Annotated in this window: 12 protein-coding genes; 11 read left to right on the top strand and 1 reads right to left on the bottom strand. The window is 69.7% G+C overall.

Going from position 1 to position 17,581, the window contains the following annotated elements:
- Window positions 1-27 precede the first annotated feature (27 nt).
- The 3 genes from G5C60_RS21785 (at window position 28) to G5C60_RS21775 (ending at window position 5,550) form a co-directional block, all read left to right on the top strand.
- Window positions 28-1,350, top strand: coding sequence for a radical SAM protein (locus tag G5C60_RS21785; protein WP_165261813.1), 1,323 nt, complete (start codon window positions 28-30; stop codon window positions 1,348-1,350).
- Window positions 1,351-1,553: 203 nt separating this feature from the next.
- A complete protein-coding gene (locus G5C60_RS21780; RefSeq protein WP_165261811.1) occupies window positions 1,554-3,059 on the top strand; it encodes a cellulose-binding domain-containing protein in 1,506 nt (501 codons plus the stop codon).
- 628 nt (window positions 3,060-3,687) lie between these two features.
- On the top strand, window positions 3,688-5,550 hold the full coding sequence (locus G5C60_RS21775) for a ricin-type beta-trefoil lectin domain protein (protein ID WP_165261809.1): 1,863 nt from the start codon (window positions 3,688-3,690) through the stop codon (window positions 5,548-5,550).
- A gap of 183 nt (window positions 5,551-5,733) precedes the next feature.
- Here the strand turns inward: G5C60_RS21775 and G5C60_RS21770 are convergent, their stop codons facing one another.
- Window positions 5,734-6,435, bottom strand: a complete 702-nt coding sequence (locus G5C60_RS21770; protein WP_165261807.1) for a hypothetical protein — start codon at window positions 6,433-6,435, stop codon at window positions 5,734-5,736.
- A gap of 97 nt (window positions 6,436-6,532) precedes the next feature.
- Between G5C60_RS21770 and G5C60_RS21765 the strand changes: the two genes are divergently transcribed.
- The 8 genes from G5C60_RS21765 to rsgA all read left to right on the top strand — a co-directional run.
- A complete protein-coding gene (locus tag G5C60_RS21765) occupies window positions 6,533-9,097 on the top strand; it encodes a polysaccharide lyase family 8 super-sandwich domain-containing protein (RefSeq protein ID WP_165261879.1) in 2,565 nt (854 codons plus the stop codon).
- A 277-nt stretch (window positions 9,098-9,374) separates the two neighbouring features.
- On the top strand, window positions 9,375-10,472 hold the full coding sequence (locus G5C60_RS21760; RefSeq protein ID WP_165261805.1) for an alpha/beta fold hydrolase: 1,098 nt from the start codon (window positions 9,375-9,377) through the stop codon (window positions 10,470-10,472).
- A gap of 7 nt (window positions 10,473-10,479) precedes the next feature.
- Entirely contained in the window at window positions 10,480-11,898 is a 1,419-nt protein-coding gene (locus G5C60_RS21755; RefSeq protein ID WP_241266967.1) for an FAD-binding oxidoreductase, read from the top strand.
- A 13-nt stretch (window positions 11,899-11,911) separates the two neighbouring features.
- On the top strand, window positions 11,912-12,583 hold the full coding sequence (locus G5C60_RS21750; protein ID WP_165261801.1) for a hypothetical protein: 672 nt from the start codon (window positions 11,912-11,914) through the stop codon (window positions 12,581-12,583).
- Complete coding sequence (locus G5C60_RS21745; RefSeq protein ID WP_165261799.1) at window positions 12,580-13,569, top strand: patatin-like phospholipase family protein; 990 nt, start codon at window positions 12,580-12,582, stop codon at window positions 13,567-13,569. Before G5C60_RS21750 ends, G5C60_RS21745 begins: the two co-directional genes overlap by 4 nt.
- Window positions 13,566-14,537 carry an NAD-dependent epimerase/dehydratase family protein gene (locus G5C60_RS21740; RefSeq protein WP_165261797.1) on the top strand — a complete coding sequence of 324 codons (972 nt, stop codon included), beginning with the start codon at window positions 13,566-13,568 and terminating at the stop codon, window positions 14,535-14,537. The genes G5C60_RS21745 and G5C60_RS21740 overlap by 4 nt, the downstream gene beginning before the upstream one ends.
- Before the next feature lie 41 nt (window positions 14,538-14,578).
- Window positions 14,579-16,330: a GMC oxidoreductase gene (locus G5C60_RS21735; protein WP_165261795.1), complete on the top strand. Its 1,752-nt coding sequence runs from the start codon at window positions 14,579-14,581 to the stop codon at window positions 16,328-16,330.
- A gap of 203 nt (window positions 16,331-16,533) precedes the next feature.
- On the top strand, window positions 16,534-17,581 hold a 1,048-nt coding region (rsgA, locus tag G5C60_RS21730), incomplete at its 3' end, for a ribosome small subunit-dependent GTPase A (RefSeq protein ID WP_165261793.1).

Here is a 17,581-nt window from a genome sequence, read left to right as displayed (position 1 = left end):
GGGAGCGCCGGGAGCGAGGAGAACGGGATGGGCAGCCGTACCGCACTGGTCGAGGATCTGATGGAGAGGTTCCCGCACGTGCCACGGGAGGCCGTCTTCAAGGAGGACCTGCTCCGCGGAGGCGTGGCCTTCGACGACTCGGCGCTCTCCGACAATGAGGACGGCGACGTCAAGCCGAAGTCGTACTTCATCTTCTCCTTCGACCACGGGACCCTGCCCGAGCTGGGCGAGGCCGCGCTCCGGCGCCCGCCCGAGGAGATCATTCTCACCGGGGGCCCGTACGACCTGCGCCGGACTGTCGTGTCCGTACGCGTCAATCCGTCCTCCCCGTACCGGGTGGCCGCCGGCGAGGACGGCATACTCGGGCTCTATCTCGACGGGAAGCGGATCTCGGACGTCGGGGTGCCGCCGATGCCGGAGTACTACCGGCACACCCTCGCGAGCGGGAAGTCCGTCATGGAGGTGGCTCCGACTATCCAGTGGGGCTATCTCATCTACCTCACCGTCTTCCGGGTCTGCCAGTACTTCGGCGCCAAGGAGGAGTGCCAGTACTGCGACATCAACCACAACTGGCGCCAGCACAAGGCGGCGGGACGCCCGTACACCGGTGTGAAGGACGTCGAGGAGGTCCTCGAAGCACTGGAGATCATCGACCGGTACGACACCGCCAAGGCGTCCACGGCCTACACCCTCACCGGCGGCGCGATCACCTCGAAGGTCGCGGGCCGCGACGAGGCCGACTTCTACGGGCACTACGCCAAGGCCATCGAGGAGCGCTTCCCCGGGCGGTGGATCGGCAAGGTCGTCGCGCAGGCGCTCCCGCGAGATGACGTACAGCGCTTCAAGGACTACGGCGTGCAGATCTACCACCCCAACTACGAGGTGTGGGACCGCCGGCTGTTCGAGCTGTACTGCCCCGGCAAGGAGCGCTACGTCGGCCGCGACGAGTGGCACAAGCGCATCCTGGACTCGGCGGAGATCTTCGGCGCGCGCAACGTCATCCCGAACTTCGTCGCGGGCGTCGAGATGGCGGAACCCTTCGGCTTCACGACGGTCGACGAGGCCATCGCCTCCACCACGGAGGGGCTGCGCTTCTTCATGTCGCACGGCATCACGCCCCGGTTCACCACCTGGTGCCCCGAGGTGACGACGCCGCTCGGCAAGGCCAATCCGCAGGGCGCTCCGCTGGAGTACCACATCCGGCTGCTCGAGGCATACCGGTCGACCATGGAGGACTTCGGTCTCTCCTCGCCGCCCGGATACGGTCCGCCCGGGCCGGGGAACGCGGTCTTCTCGGTGAGCTCGTTCATGGACAGCCTGCCGGCGAACGAGGCTGTGATCCTGGGCTGACGAGGCCCCGATCCGGGGCTGGTGGGCCTGAGGGGCCTGATGGGAGCGGGGGACTGGCGAGAGCCGTATGTGCTTACATGGCTTGTCAGTTGTGCGGGAACCGTGAAAAACTCGGTTCCCGCTTGAGTTGTCCCCCCTCCAACTCCCGTACTGCTCAGGTGAGTTGACTCCCCCGTTTCCGGATGCAGGTGAAGTCCCCGCCCATGCCCGACCTGCCGACCCCTCAGGACGCCGCCGAGGCCACGCTGTTCTCGGAGTGCTGGGACGCGGTGCTGTCGTACGCCGATCTGTGCACCGCAGGTTCCGCCACCGCGCGACAGCTCGCCTCCGAGGCGTTCTCCCACGGCATCCGTGAGGTGCGCGCCGCCGAGGACGGTGGCGCCAAGAATTTCGGGCGCCGTGCGCGGCCGCCCCGGCTGCCCCGTATCCCGCTGCTGCTGACCGCCGTACGCCAGACGGCCGCCACCTGGGAATCGAAGGGCCTGGGTCACCGTCTCGACTCCGATCTGCGGCTGTGGCTCAACTCCGAGAAGGCCGACCGCTATACGGGACCGCCGCTGCACCGGCCGCTCGCGCTGCGCGGGCTGCGGGACATGCAGGAACCGGATGCGGCGCTGCTGTGGCTGGCCGAGGTCGAGGCGATACCGCTGCCCGCCGTGGCCCGAAGACTCGGCCTCGATCCGGAGGGCGCCGCCGAGGAACTCGCCCAGGTGCGCGGCGTGTTCCGCGACCGCTGCCACCGCAACCACCTCGACACCCCCCTCGACGCGGAGTGCCGCCGCTACGCCCGGCTCCTGGACGCGGTCACCCGCTCACCCGGCGCCGACACCCCCGACGACCTTTCTCGGCACCTCGCACGATGCGTCGAGTGCGCGGAGGCCGCCGCCTGTCTGCGACTCGGCGGCGGGACCGGACTGCCCGCCGCCCTCGCCGGCGGTGTGCTCGGCTGGGGCGGACTCGCGTATCTGGAACGGCGGCGCAGGGCCGTGGAGTCGGGGCTCAGCCGGTCGAGCGCCGACACGGAAGAGTGGGTGCCGGAACCCGAGGAGGTCAAGGCCCGGATCGGGCGCGCCGGGCTGCTCGTCGCTGCCGTCATCGTGTCGTTGCTCGCGCTCGGGGTTTCGCTGGGAGCCTTCGACTCCGACGGCGGCACCGTCGCCCGGGACGAGCCGACGGAGCGGCAGCCGGTGGGGGACCAGGTGCCCCCGACCGACCCCCTGCCGTCGGCCACCGCATCCCCTGCTCCGGAGACCTCGGACCCGGACTCCGACCCGTCCGAGCCGGATTCGGGGTCGGGCTCCGACGCGGATGAAAAGACGCCGGGCAAGGAGCCCCAGAGCGAGTCGACGTCCTCCCGCGCACCCGACCCCGAACCCGAACCCACGAAATCCGCCTACTGCCAGGCCAGTTACGACGTGGTCAACCAGTGGCCGGACGGCTTCCAGGCCTCCGTCACCATCACCTCCACCCAGGCCCTCGACACCTGGCGCGTCGGCTGGAAGTTCCGCGACGGCCAGCGGGTCACCCAGATGTGGGACGGCAGCGTCGACCAGGACGGCTCCCGGGTGACCGCCACCGCCGCCGACTACAACCAGTCCGTACCCGCGGGCGGCAAGTTCGGCGTGGGCTTCCTCGCGTCCTGGTCCGGCCAGAACTCGGCACCGTACGACTACACACTGAACGGACACAGCTGTACGAATGTGAGCTGAACGAGGCTCGCTCCTGGACTGATGCGGGCCAGTTGACGCGGAGTCGGTGCGACCGGTGTCGCCCAGGGCCGTGTCCAGGGTCATCGTGCGCAGCCGGCCGGGAACAGCGCCGCCGCTCATCGGCTTCGTGGCGAAATGCGAGCAGCCGGGTGTGGGGCCCTGGCGCTTGTCGCGGCAGCGGCGGCCCATGCTGCCTCGGCAGAGCACACCGATTGTGTACGTACGCGTATGGAGCGGCGCCATCGGAGTATGTGCCCGCTGGCCGATCGCTGGTTGAGTCGACCCTGCGACCAACCCCCTTGCCCAGCGAACAGACAATGCCATGCGGTCTTTGACACGACGTCATGAAGAAAGACGGCGAAGTCGAGGAGCTTCCTGGTGACCTCGGCCCCGGTGGACAGCACATCGGACTCGGCGCATCGCTCCGCGTCCGAGAGCGCGATGTTCCCCCGCACCCACGCGGCAGTCGAGATGTCCGCCCACGGACTCGACGCGTAAATGCATGCGGCGCCAGTGCCGTGTCGGACACAGGAGAAGCCCTGGTGATCCGATCCCGCACCGACAACACGCACAACCGACCTGACTGCACGTCACTCCCCGAAGCCCTGCTAACAGGAAGGACCACAGTATGAGTTCGGCGTTACTCAGATATTCCGGGTGGAGCCGACGCCTATGGGCGTCCCTGGCCGCCTTATTGCTGACCGTGGTCGGGGCGGTGGTCGCCATCGCGCCAGAGGCGGCGGCAGCGCCGAACGACCCAGGCCGTGCGTTCGGCACGTACAACATGCAGGGCAGTCTCGGCGGGGCCCGCTGGAGCAGCGAGGTGGGTCCGATGGCCGAGCGGATCCCGGTCGTGGCGCTCCAGGAAGCGGGCTCGGGGCCACCGCCGGTGCCCTCCGGATTCGACGACAGCATCACCATTCCGATCCCCGGACCCCGGCCGCACCCGAACATGCCCATGACCGTCAACCGCTCGCCCTGGGAGTACCACGGGCAGTTCTACACGGTGTACTTCCTGGAGACCCACGTTGAGCGGACCAACCAGGGCACCCTGCGGTGGGGCGGCCAACGGAACAATCTCGCCATCGTGACCCAGGAGCACGCCGACGAGGTCAGGGTGGTCAACAATCCCGTCTTCAACCCGAACTCGGCCAACGACGACTACCGGTCCCGCCGTGCCCTGGGTGTCCGGCTCGGCGACACCGTGTACTACAACATTCACGCCCGCGGCCCCTCCGACTACCGGCAACTGCTGGGCGCGATCCGGCAAGACGTGCGCCCCGGCGAGAACTACGTCATCCTCGGGGACTTCAACCGCAACATCCGTTACCAAGACACCGCCACCGCCCGCAACACGGTCGGCGCCGATCCGAACGAGCTCCTCGCCCGGCCCGACCGAGCCACCCACCAGAACGACTCCGAGCTCGACTACGCCCTCACGCGCGGCACCCCGAACATGGCGGCCCGAGTGCCGGGCGGGATCGGCGCGGACCACTTCCCGGTCGAGTTCAACGCACCAGGCCGGCCGATACCGGCACCGCCCAACCGCGTCGCCAACGCCTACCCCACGGCGTACGTCAACGTTTCCACCGGCTCCGCCATGGACGTCCCCGACGACAGCTCCGGCCGGGTCATCACCCACCCGCAACGCTTCAACGCCCAGCAGCGCTTCACCACCACCACGTACCGAGGCCATTGGTACGCGTTCCAGCACGGCGGATCAGGAACTCAGTCCGACTCGGCAGGCACACGGGCCGCGGCCGCCGAGGGCCTGTGCCCGGGCGCCAACCCGTTCGACGGGTTCAAGATCGCTCTGTTGGACTGTGACAACAGGTCAGCGCAGTGGCACCCCGAGAGCCCCGCCGCCCTGCGCGACGAAGAGAGCGGAGGCATGGACAGCGGTCCCGTACGCTGGCGCAACGCCCTGTGGTCGTCGCTGTGCCTGACCGCCATGGGCAGGCAGGAGACGATGCAGGCACTGCCCTGCACGGACAGCGATGCGCAGCTGTGGTGGGAGAGTTCCCGCGCGGTACCGTCCGACACCTGGCACGACGGCGGAAAGTGGTTGCGGCTGCGCGCCCACAACGGTTCCTACCTCGACGCCCAGGGCGGCGGCAACGCTGACCTCACCAACGTCATCGTCCACCCGCGCAAGAACGTCGACAACCAGTTCTGGGACATCCAGTACCGGGACTACGGCGACAACCTGGTCCGCCTGCGCGGCCGCGACAGCAGCAAATGCGTCGATGTCCGCAACAGCGACACCGCGGGGCCCGGGGCCTCCTCTGTGATCTTCACTTGCGACTACGCGAATTCCAAGAACGACAACACTGGCCAACGCTGGACCGCCGAAACCGATCCGGACGGCGACATCCGGTTCCGCAACGAGGCCACCCATCTGTGCCTGGTCGCTCCTGAGGCGGAGACGGGTCAGGTCACCGTCGACGAGTGCTCCACCAGTCCTCGCCAAGTGTGGGTGCCCGAAGCCTAAGCGCTCCGCTGTAAGAACGGTGATGCTGTTTCGACGTGCGGCTCCGCCGCGGGCGCGTGCCGGACTTCGCCGGACCCGCTTAGCGGCACACGGCCCGGCGGCGCCCCTTGTGCGCTGCCGGGCCGACTGACCACCAGCGGTATCGACCGCCAGCTGCTCGGGCGGCGAAGCCGTACCCGGAGATCACCGGCCCGTGCCACCGCGCAGTGAGACCAGTACCAGCCGCCCGTACCGTGTGGTCAGCGCCCCGCTGTGGCGGCGAACGCACCCGCGAGGGCGATCAGCAGATGCCACGGGTTCTCGTCGCCCAGCACTTGGAGTACGGACAAGGCGGTGCCCAGTGGCAGGCCCAGCACGGTCACAGCTCAGGGAGCCGGTGCTGCGCCTGGAAGGAGCGGAGCAGACGCCGGCGGGACCGTGCACCGTCTGGTGCTGCCGCCAGTACGTGCTGCGGAATCCCGCAATGTTCTGCTCCACCGAGGCCACGCGCCACGCGAGCCCGGGTCCCCCGTCGAAGACCATGGACAACTCATCGGCAAGGGCGTCGAGATGGTCACGCTGGACCATGCCCAGCAGCAGTGCGTCCAGATGGACGCTACGGACCTGGAGCATCGCGAACTCGTAGAAGTCGCCTTCCCCCTGGTCGGGGCGGAGCCCGAGGAAGGCCGCCCCGTGACGGCCGATCAGCGCGCTCCAGTCCGCGGACATCCGTATCGCCTCGCCCGCGATCCTCTCGAGGCGCTCCGGCGGCGACGGATTGTCCGCCTCCATCGAGCGTGAGGCCAGCGAGCGCAACCAGCGGTCCGCCGAGGCGGGCAGCCGGTCGCCATCCCGTAGTGCCGCGGTATGGCCGCTGTCGTCGGCGTACGGACTGTACCGGCGCACCCCGGGTCCGGAGGCCGAGCGCCCTTGTCGCTGAGCGGGGCGTCTGCTTGACTCCGCCCCCCAGAACGCCAATTCACCGGCGGAGGACCCCATGGAGATGGAGATCACCCGCAGACGCCTGTTGTCCGCCCTGTCAGCCGCCAGTCTTCTGACTGTGATTCCCTCGCGGTCGGCGAGCGCTGCCGAGGTCGCCGAGGGCAGCGCACGTCTCCTGGCCAACACCGTGGCGGTGTTCGCCGGGACCGCCGAGTCCAATGCCCGGCCGGAGACAGCCGCCAAGCTCGCCGCCATCGACACGGCCGCGCGGACGAATCTCAAGTCCATGGATGCCGCGGGCGCGGACGAACTGTTCGCCGGTCTGGTGCTCGGCACCGACGAGGCCAACCTCAACACCGCCTTCCAGCGGCTGTACGAGATCGCCCTCGCCACCCGCACACCGGGCGGCCCAGCCTCCGGCCTTTACGGGAACACCGCCGTGCAGCGCCGGGTGATCGACGGTCTCGGCCGGCTGCACGAGCGCTACTACGGCGACCAGTCCAAGGGCTACTACGGCAACTGGTTCCACTGGGAGATCGGTTTCTCCCAGCACATCAGCAAGACCCTGGCGTTACTCTCCGACCAGGTGCAGACGTACCGTCCGGACCTCATCCGCACCTACGTCACCTCGATGGACGCCTACCTCCGCAACGGCACCGACGGGGACGTGAATCTCGACTCGCGCTTCCACACCGGCGCCAACCTCGCCGACATCACGACCAACCGGATCCTGCAGGGCGCGCTTGTCGGCGACGACGCCCGCATCCGCAAAGCCCTCACCGACCAGCTGACGGTCTTCGTCACCATCGACCCGTACCACCTCAACCACGGTGTCACGGACGGCCATTACGCCGACGGGTCCTTCATCCAGCACGCCTCCGTCGCCTACACCGGCTCCTACGGCAAGGCCCTGCTGACCCGTGTCGTCCAGACCCTCAAGATCCTCGACGGCACGGGCTTCGCGCACGGCGAGGCACTGGTGCCGACCGTCCACGGCTGGGTCAGGAACGGCTTCGCGCCGCTGGTCTTCGAGGGCTGGATGATGGAGATCGTCAAGGGGAGGGCGGTCTCGCGGACGCACACCGGCTACGCCGATGTCGCGGTGATCGTCGAGGCAGTCGTCGACCTCGCCTCACTCGCGAGCCACGCCGACGCCACCGCCCTGAAGAGCTACGTCAAGCACATCCGGTCGACCTCGCCCACCGCCCTCGATCCGGCCGGCTTCGTCTCCCCGGTCAGCATCGTGCGCTACGCCGACATCATCGGCGACGCCACCGTCCCGCCCGCGGACCTCAACCCCGCCTCGCGCAGCGTCGCCTTCAACGCCATGGACCGGACCGTGCACCGCAGACCGGGGTACGCCTTCGCGCTCGCCCGCAGCTCCGACCGGATCAGCAAGTACGAGTACATGAGCGGCGAGAATCTCATGCCCTGGTTCCAGGGCGACGGCGCGTACTACCTCTACCTCTCCGGACAGGACCAGACCCAGGCGTACGGGGTCGACTACTTCACCACGGTCTCGCCGTACGGCCTTGCCGGCGTCACCGCGCCGGTCGAGCGACGGCACACGATCCCTGAGCTGTACGGGAAGCCGTACTACGACAACCCCGGCCACCCACTCAACTTCACCTCGTCGTCCGAGTCGCAGAACACTTACGTCTACTTCCCGCGCGGCACCAACGGGCACTCCGGCGGCGCCGTCCTCGGGGCGTACGGCGCGGCCGGGATGGTGCAGGCCGACGACGTCGCCTACCGCGACAAGGGTGCGGGCCTGCTGCCGGACGACTTCGTGGTCCACCGCAACGCGAGGGCGACCAAGTCGTGGTTCCTCCTCGACGAGGAGATCGTGGTCCTCGCGGCCGGGGTCGGCGACAGCGCCGGGCGGGCCGTGACCACGACGGTCGACGCCCGTACCGCCGCACCGGACGATCAGGTCTCCGTCGTCGGGATGCTCCGCGACGGCCGTCCCTGGACCGGCACGGGCATCGGTGATCTGCACTGGCTGCGCTACGCCAACGCCACGCAGCGGACCGCCGTCGGCTATGTCTTACTCGACACCCCGCCGGTGAGGGTCGCCCTGGACAAGGTCACCCGCAGCCGCCGGGTCGTCCGCACCGCGAACCCGGACATCGCCGTGACCCGCACGGTCCTCGGTGTGACGGTCGACCAGGCTCCCGGAGCCCCACCCACCCGTCTGGCCTACGCGTTGGTGCCGAACGCGAGCGAACGCCGCCTGCGTTCGTACCTGAACGACCTGCGCGGACCGCTGAAGGTCCTGGCGAACACCTCACGCCTGCAGGCCATCACCCACACCGGCCTCGGCCTGACGGCCGCCAACAGCTTCACACCCGGCCGGCACGAGGCCAACGGGATGCGTATGCGCATCGACGGACCCGCCTCGGTGATCGTGCGGCGCGAACACCGCGGCCCGACCACCGTCGCCGTGTCCGACCCGACCATGCGCCGGGACACGGTCAGTGTCCTGCTCCGCGGTCGGCCGCGGCGGGAGGTCACGTCGGACGACGGAGTACGCGTGAGCGCGGTCCACGGCGGAACCCGGCTGGACTTCGACACCCACCACTCGTACGGACGTAGCTTCACGGTCGTGCTGCGCCCCTCCGGATAAGGGGCGCCGGCGCCGCCACGGCTGTGGAACGGCCGGAAAGACGCGTATCAGACGCGGAACGCACACATCCGTCACGCTCTTCATATGATGCCGCGGGGGAGCCGCTGACGTAGCCTGCGAGTGTGTTTGGTCCGGCCGTGCCCCGTGCGATTGACCGCTCGGACCGAAGTCTGTTGACGCCGCGCGGAGTTGGTCCGTAGCGTCCTGAACTCCTCAGCGCACGTACCGAAAACGATCCCGGGGCCCGTCAGCGGGCGATTCCCGAGGGGAGACCGACGTGACACGTGCCATTCCGCTGTTCACGCTCAAGGGTGTGCCGGACGCGGGGATCACCACACATCCGTTCATCACCGATGACGGAATCGGTCTGAGCATGCTGCGCTTCGAGCGGGGCGCCTCGGACGACGTCGTGCTGATCATCCACGGCCTGACCACGTCCAGCGACATGTTCATCATGCCCGAGCACCGCAATCTGGTGACCTGCCTGCTCGACAACGGCTACTCGGACGTATGGACCCTCGACTACCGCATGAGCAACCGCCACCCCTACAACCGGGCGCGGCACCGCTACACCATGGACGACATCGCGCTGTTCGACTATCCCGCCGCGCTGCGCGAAATGCGTGCGGAGATCGGCCCCGACCGGCGGATCCACGTGATCGCGCACTGTCTGGGCTCCGTCTCGTTCACCATGAGTCTCTTCGGCGGCGCGGTCGACAACATCGCCAGCGTCATCGCGAACAGCGCCGCGCTGACCCCGCGGGTCCCCAACTGGTCCCGTTTCAAGCTCGCGGTCGCGCCGAACCTGACCGAGTACGTGCTCGGCTTCCCGTATCTCGACCCCCGCTGGGCCGACGAGCCGCGGTTCACCCCCGCCTGGGCCTTCTCGCAGCTGGTGGACCTCTTCCACCAGGAGTGCGACGAGAGTTCCTGCCACATGCTCAGCATGATGTGGGGCACCGGCTGGCCCGCCCTCTACAGCCACAACAAGCTCCACGAGATCACCCACCGGCGCAGCGGCGACCTCTACGGCGCCACCGGGGTCCACTACTACCGCCACGTGGCCGCCATGGTGCGTGCCGGGCGGGCCGTCAAGTACGAGAAGGACGATCCGGTGTACGACCGGCTGCCCGACGACTACCTGGCCGGAGCCGCCGAGATCGACACCCCCATGCTGCTGACCACCGGGGACCGCAACCGGGTCTTCACCGACTCCAACGTGGTCTGCCACCAGCGGCTCGAAGCGGTCGCTCCCGGCCGCCACGAGCTGGCCGTGTTCCCGGGCTACGGCCACCAGGACGTCTTCATGGGCGAGCGCGTCGACCGCGACATCTTTCCCCGGATGCTCGACTTCCTCAAACAACACGGAGCCTGACGTGCCGATGGCGTACGAGCCCAGCAGCCATGAAACGTTCACCCACGACTCCCTGGCGAGCCTCGCCTACGACTGGGAACGCGTCGGAGACCCCGGCGTCGACGCCAAGTGGCCCGGCAAGGTCCTGCTGCCGCGCGGCACGGCCGACGTGGTGCGCGCGGTGCGCGAGGCACGCGGGCTCGACGAGAAGATCGTGATCCGGGGCAGCGGCCACTCCAGCAACAACCTGGTCACCGCGGACGGCGGCACCCTGCTGCTGACCACCCGGATGAACCGGATCGTCGAGGTCGACGACGAGAACCTGACCTGCACCCTGCAACCGGGGGCGCTGCTCGCGCAGGTCGACGAGGAACTGGCCAAGCGCGGCCTCGGCTTGTCGATCATCGGCGACCACAACCACATCACCGCCGCCGGGTTCGCCTCGGTGGGCGGCATCAGCCCGGCGTCGCACCGCTTCGGGCTGTTCCTCGACACCGTTACGGAGCTGGAGTACGTCGACTGGGAAGGCGACATCCACCAGTGCAGCCGTGAACAGCAGCGGGACAGGTTCCTGCGGGTGCTCGCGGGCACCGGACGGCACGGGGTGATCACCAGCCTCACCGTACGGATCATCCGCGTCGACAAGTTCCGTACCGTACTGGCCAACAACCGCTTCATCACGACCGACTTCGACGAATTCGTCGAGCGCTCCGCCCGGCTGATCCGCGACCCGGGCGACGCGCTGATGGAGCGCGGAGCGTGGGCCGACCTGCCGCTGCCCGTCGGCAGCATGCGGATCGGGCAGTTCTCCTCGTACCACGAGACCGAGCAGAACCCCCTCAAGTCGCTCTACGACCGGATCGCCTACGGCTACCAGCAGTTCCTCGGCTACTGGGCCGGCCGGCTGCCCAGCGCCCTGGACGAGATCGTCAAGTACGTGGGCATGGGGGCCATCCTGGTCCCGCCGCGGTTCGGCACGGCGAAGAACATCGAGCGCTTCACCGACCAGATCCTCGACTCCACCGTCGGCGACCCGACGCGGATGTTCATCGTCCTCGCGCCGGTCGAGCACTACGAGACGCTGCTGCGCGAACTGTCCGCGCTCTGCCTGCGGGAGCGGAGGGCCAGCGGAGCCGTCACCTTCGTGTCGGTGTACGTCAAGGCGGTCCGCTCCGAGTACCTCTCCGGCCCCGACAACGGTGACGAGGCGAGCGGCCGGGCGCCCAAGGGTTTCTGCGAGCTGATGCTCTACCTGGGCGTCGACCCGCAGAAGATGACGGGCCCGGTCCTGCGCTCCCTGGTCTCCGGCATCGACGAACTCGCCGTCCGGCACCAGGCGTTCCGCTATATGCACTCGCTGACCAGCGAGGACCCGGCCATCCGCCGCAAGGTCGACCCGAACGCGCTCTACGACCCCGAGTACGCCCAGGAAACGAAGGAAGTCTAGGAGGCGGGTCACCATGACGACACAGACGGCACTCACCTTCCGCGAGAAGATGTCCGGTCCCTTCGCGATGGGTGTCACCTCCCCGCAGGACGGTGCCCGCCAAGGGCGGCTGACCGACTGGCGGTTCGTCCTGCACGCCCTGGTGACCGTGGACGACACCCGGGCCTTCACCACTGAGCCGCGCCACCCGGGCCGCCTCACCGGCGAAGTGGAACTCCCCGGCGTCAAGAACCGGATCCCCTTCACCGACGGGGTGTTCCGCCTCTTTCCCGACCCGCGGGACGACGCCGCCGGGGGCAGTCTCCTGATGGAGTACGAACTGACCTTCCAGCATCGCGGCACGGCCTACCACCTCACGGGGCGCAAGTCGGCACCGCCGCGGCCCGCCGCCGTGGCACCGCTGTGGCTGTGGCCGGACACGACCACGATGGCGGTGCGGCTGCGCCGCGGCAACGGCGGCGACGGCGAGACCGTGGGCGCGGGAGTGCTCCGGCTCGGCGCGGGCGACCTGGCCCGCCTGCTCGCTTCACTGCGCACCCCCCGGGCCGACGGGCTGCTCGACTCGGGGCAGGCCCTGGGCGCGTACGCCCGATTGTTCGCCGGCGGCCTGGCCCAGACCTACCTGCCGTACCTCCCCTGGGACCGGAAGCCGCTTTCCGTGGCCGCCGAAAGCGGTGCGGCATGAAACTCGCGGTGGTCTTCTCCGGCGGGGGCGCACCCGCCGCCTACTTCAGCGTGGGCGTGGCCCGCGCGCTGGCCGACGCGCGGCTGGTGCCCGACGTCCTGTCCGGGGTCTCCGGCGGGGCCCTCACCGCGTACGGTCTCGGCACCGGCCTGGACGCCGAGGACCTGGCCGGTATGTGGGAGTCGCTCGACTGCACCGACCTCTTCTCGCCCCGGCTCGACTTCTGGAATCTCCTGGACGTGCGCAGTCTGCTGAGCCGGCCGCAGCGGGGCATCCCCGAACACCTCCTCCGTGCGATCCGGTGGATGTGGATGCTGGACAACGGGCGGGCCCGCCGTACGTTCACCCGCTACTTCGGCGCCGGGCAGCGACAGGTCGGCGAGGGCCGTACCGTGATCGTCTCGGCCGTCGACCAGGCGGGTGCCGGAGTGGTGCGGTTCACCAACGCGCTGCCGCCCGAACACCGCCGCAGCGACGAGTTCCGGCAGTCGGACATCGGCGTCGACCACCTCCTCGCGACCACCGCCGTGCCGCTGCTCTTCGCCTCCGGGAAGGTCTCGGGGGAGTCCTTCGTGGACGCCGGTCTGGTGGCCAACACACCACTGAAGCCGGCCCTCGCCTACGAACCGGACGCGGTGATCGTCGTCGCGGCCGGGGGCGCCGAACGTCCCGCCCCGCCACCCCGCTCCCTGGCCGAAGCCATCGGTCTGCTCGCCGAGAACGTCGCCCACGCCGCGCTGATGGCCGACTACCGGCACGCCCAGACCGTCAACCAGCTGATCTCCGAGGCCCCCCAGGCCAGTACCAAGAAACAGGTGGAGATGCTGCTCATCGAGCCCACCGGGATGCCGTTCACCGCGTCGGGATTCCTCGACTTCAACCCCCGTACGGCCCGCGAGGTCATCGATCGTGGCCGGGAGATCGCGGCGAAGGCACTGGCGTCCTGGGCACCCGTGAGCACCGCCAGGGCGGGAGCCGGCCGTTGAGGGTCTTCGTGACCGGGGGCTCCGGTTTCCTCGGCGGTCACCTCCTCCGCGCGCTCACCGCGGAGGGGCACTCGGTACGGGCACTGGCACGCAGCACCGCCGCGGCGGACACGGTCACCGGACGAGGCGCGGAAGCGGTCCGGGGCGGGCTCCTCGACCCCGTGGCGCTGCGCTCGGGAATGGCGGACTGCGACGCGGTGGTCCACGCGGCCGCGTTCACCGGGCAGTGGGGGCCGCGGAGCGACTTCGTCCGCGTCAACGTGGCGGGCAGCGCGGCCGTGGTCCGCGCGGCCCAGGAGGCCGGGGTCCCCCGGCTCGTCCACGTCAGCTCCGAGGCGGTCCTGGCCGACGGCCACCCCCTGCGGATGGCCGACGAGTCACGGCCGCGGCCCGCGAGCCCGGTCGGCGAGTACGCCAGAACCAAGGGTCTCGCCGAGGACCTGGTGCTGGCCGCGTCGTCCGCCGAGCTGACCACGCTCGCCGTGCGCCCGCGCCTCGTGTGGGGCCCCGGCGACACCACCGTGCTGCCCGCGGTCGTCGACGCGGCCCGGCGCGGACGGTTCGCCTGGGTCGACGGCGGCCACTACCTCACCTCCACCTGCCACGCGGCCAACGCGTCCGCGGGCATCCTGGCCGCCCTGCGGCGCGGCGCGGGCGGACGGGCGTACTTCCTCACCGACGGCGAACCGGTGGAGTTCCGGACCTTCCTCACCTCGCTCGCCGCGACCAGGAACACCGTGCTGCCGGACCGCTCCGTGCCGCGCCGGGTGCTGTCCGCCACCGCGCTCACGACGGAGACCGTGTGGCGGCTGCTCCGGCTGCGGGGCGAGCCGCCGGTGACCCGGACCTTTGTCGCGCTCTCCGCGCAGGAGATGACCGTGGACGACAGTGCGGCGCGGCGGGAGCTCGGCTACCGGCCGGTTCTCACCCGGGACCAGGGACTCAAGCAGCTCGCGGAGAGCGAGTAGTAGCAGCCGTAGCCGTAGCAGCAGTACAGGAGGGCCACGTCATGACCGCGACCAGTGTTCCCGGTGTTTCCGGTGTTCCCGAGCATGTCGACGCCGTCGTCGTCGGATCGGGCTTCGGCGGCGCGGTGTCCGCCTACCGGCTCGCCGAGGCCGGACACAGGGTGATCGTGCTCGAACGCGGCCGCCCCTACCCGCCCGGCAGCTTCCCGCGCACACCGCGCGAAATGGGCAGGGCTTTCTGGGACCCGAGCGCCGGGCTGCACGGATTGTTCGACGTGTGGACGTTCCGCGGGTTCGACTCCGTCGTCTCCAGCGGCCTCGGCGGCGGCTCCCTCATCTACGCCAACGTGCTGCTCCGCAAGGACGAGAAGTGGTTCGTCCACGAGGACCCGCTGCCGGGCGGCGGCCATGAGAGCTGGCCGGTGACCCGCGCCGAACTCGACCCGTACTACGACAGGGTCGAGAAAATGCTGGGCGCCACCCCGTATCCGCTGCACGCGCCCGCCTACACCGACACCGCCAAGACCCAGGCGATGCGCAGGGCCGCCGACAAGCTGGGCCTTGACTGGCAACTCCCGCCACTGGCCGTCAGTTTCGCGCCCCGGCCCGGAGCCCAACCCGCCATCGGGCTGCCGCTCGCCGACCCGGGCTACGCCAACCTGCACGGCGTGCCGCGGCGGACCTGCCGGCTGTGCGGCGAGTGCGACATCGGCTGCAACGACGGTGCCAAGAACACCCTCGACCACACCTATCTCTCCGCCGCCGCGGCCGCGCACCCGCACCCCGCCGACATCCGCACCCGGTGCGAGGTACGCACCGTCGCCGTCCGGGAGCAGGGCGGCTACACGGTGGGCTACGTCGAGCACGACCCGGCCGCCGAGGGGAAGCGCACCGACACCGCCAAGCTGCCCCTGCGCACCGTCACCTGCGACCGGCTGATCCTGGCGGCCGGCACCTACGGCACGACATACCTCCTGCTGAGCAACCGCGACCGGCTGCCGGGCCTGAGCCGGGCGCTCGGGACCCGGATGTCCGGCAACGGCGACCTGCTCACCTTCCTGATGCCCAAGGGCAACCGCCCGGGTCCCGCGCTCGACGCGAGCCGTGGCCCCGTCATCACCAGCGCGATCCGGGTGGGCGACTTCACGGACGGCGGCGACGCCCAAGGGCGCGGTTACTACATCCAGGACGGCGGATACCCCGGCTTCGCCGACTGGCTCGTCCAATCGGCCGACGTGACCGGAACCGTCTTCCGCACCGCGGAGTTCCTGGCCCGCCTGCTGCTGAACCTGCTGTTCGGCCGGTCCGACAACCGGCTCGGCACCGAACTCTCCCGCCTGCTGGGCGAGGGCGCCCTGTCCGCGGGCACCCTGCCACTGCTCGGCATGGGCCGCGACGTACCCGACGGCGTCGGCCGGCTGCGCGACGGACTCCTCGATGTGGCCTGGACGACGGAGACGAGTGCCGCGTACTTCGGCCGCGTACGGGAGACGATGCGTGAGCTGGCCGAGCAGCTGGACGCCCACTACCTGGACAATCCGATGTGGTTCTTCCGACGGGTCGTCACCGTGCATCCGCTCGGCGGCGCCCCGATGAGCCACCACCCGGCCGAAGGGGTGTGCGACGCGTACGGCCAGGTACACGGACTGCCCGGCCTGTACATCGCCGACGGTGCGGCGATGCCGGGGCCGGTCGGCGCCAATCCCTCCCTGACGATCGCGGCGCTCGCCGACCGCATGAGCACCCGCATCATCGAGGAAAAGCAGTCGCGCCCCGCGCGAGCCCGTGGCTAAGCTCGCCGGTGTACCGCGGCGGCCGTTGGCCGTTCGTGTCGGCTCGGTGTGAACAAGGAGGTGTGACCGATGGCTGTCTTCGCGATGGGCGCTGCCCGCATCCGGAAGTTCATCAAGTCCACCTCTGTGGTCTCCGGCTGACCTCACTCTTCTCTCGCGCCAGTGGGCGCGGTGCCGGGGCCACCCTTGTGAAGGGTCACCCCTTGTCTTTCTCTTCTGGTTCCTCTCTCGCACACCCGCTCGCGCCCTACGGCTGGGACGACGCGTGGGCTGCGGAGTTCGCCCCGTATCTCGAGCGGGGCCTTGTGCCCGGGCGGGTCGTCCGGGTCGATCGCGGGCAGTGCGATGTGGTCACTGCCGACGGCCATGTACGGGTCGACACCGAGTTCGTCACGCCGAATGATCCGCTCCGCGTCATCTGCACCGGCGACTGGGCCGCCGTCGACGCGGGCGGCGACCCCCGCTACGTACAGGCTTATCTGCCGCGCCGTACCTCCTTCGTGCGCTCGACCTCCTCGAAGCGGTCGGAGGGGCAGGTCCTGGCCGCCAACGTCGACTTCGCGGTGATCGCCGTGTCGCTGGCGCTGGAGGTCGATCTCGGGCGGATCGAGCGGTTCCTGGCGCTCGCCTGGGAGTCGGGGGCGCAGCCTCTGGTCGTGCTGACCAAGGCCGACCTCGTGCCCGACGGTGCGACGCTGGCCCATCTGGTGCAGGACGTGGAGACCACGGCGCCGGGGGTGCCGGTGCTGCCGGTCAGTGCCACGGCGGGGGACGGGCTCGATGTCGTCGCCGCGGTCGCCTCCGGGGGTACGTCCGTGCTGCTCGGGCAGTCGGGGGCGGGTAAGTCGACGCTCGCGAACGCCCTGCTCGGGGAGGACGTGATGGTTGTGCATGCCACGCGCGACGTGGACGGGAAGGGGCGGCATACGACGACGACCCGCAACCTGCTCGTCCTGCCCGGCGGTGGGGTTCTCATCGATACGCCCGGGCTGCGGGGTGTGGGGCTGTTCGACGCCGAGGGCGGGGTCGGGCAGGTGTTCTCGGAGATCGAGGAACTTGCGGCCGGGTGTCGCTTCCATGACTGCGCGCATGTGGCTGAGCCGGGGTGTGCGGTGTTGGAGGCCGTTGAGTCGGGTGTGCTTCCGGAGCGGCGGCTCGACAGTTATCGGAAGTTGCTGCGGGAGAATCAGCGGATCGTTGCGAAGACGGATGCGCGGGTTCGGGCTGAGCTTCGGCGGGAGTGGAGGTTGC

Source organism: Streptomyces scabichelini, from assembly GCF_011045015.1.
In the GTDB taxonomy this organism is placed as follows: domain Bacteria; phylum Actinomycetota; class Actinomycetes; order Streptomycetales; family Streptomycetaceae; genus Streptomyces; species Streptomyces scabichelini.
This window is presented reverse-complemented; position numbering and strand designations above follow the sequence as displayed.

Excerpts from the sequence above, each read along its gene's own strand:
- G5C60_RS21745 (WP_165261799.1), top strand. The coding sequence starts at position 12,580 with ATGAAACTCGCGGTGGTCTTCTCCGGCGGGGGCGCACCCGCCGCCTAC.
- G5C60_RS21755 (WP_241266967.1), top strand. The coding sequence starts at position 10,480 with ATGGCGTACGAGCCCAGCAGCCATGAAACGTTCACCCACGACTCCCTG.
- G5C60_RS21735 (WP_165261795.1), top strand. The coding sequence starts at position 14,579 with ATGACCGCGACCAGTGTTCCCGGTGTTTCCGGTGTTCCCGAGCATGTC.
- G5C60_RS21775 (WP_165261809.1), top strand. The coding sequence starts at position 3,688 with ATGAGTTCGGCGTTACTCAGATATTCCGGGTGGAGCCGACGCCTATGG.
- G5C60_RS21750 (WP_165261801.1), top strand. The coding sequence starts at position 11,912 with ATGACGACACAGACGGCACTCACCTTCCGCGAGAAGATGTCCGGTCCC.
- G5C60_RS21780 (WP_165261811.1), top strand. The coding sequence starts at position 1,554 with ATGCCCGACCTGCCGACCCCTCAGGACGCCGCCGAGGCCACGCTGTTC.
- G5C60_RS21765 (WP_165261879.1), top strand. The coding sequence starts at position 6,533 with ATGGAGATCACCCGCAGACGCCTGTTGTCCGCCCTGTCAGCCGCCAGT.
- G5C60_RS21785 (WP_165261813.1), top strand. The coding sequence starts at position 28 with ATGGGCAGCCGTACCGCACTGGTCGAGGATCTGATGGAGAGGTTCCCG.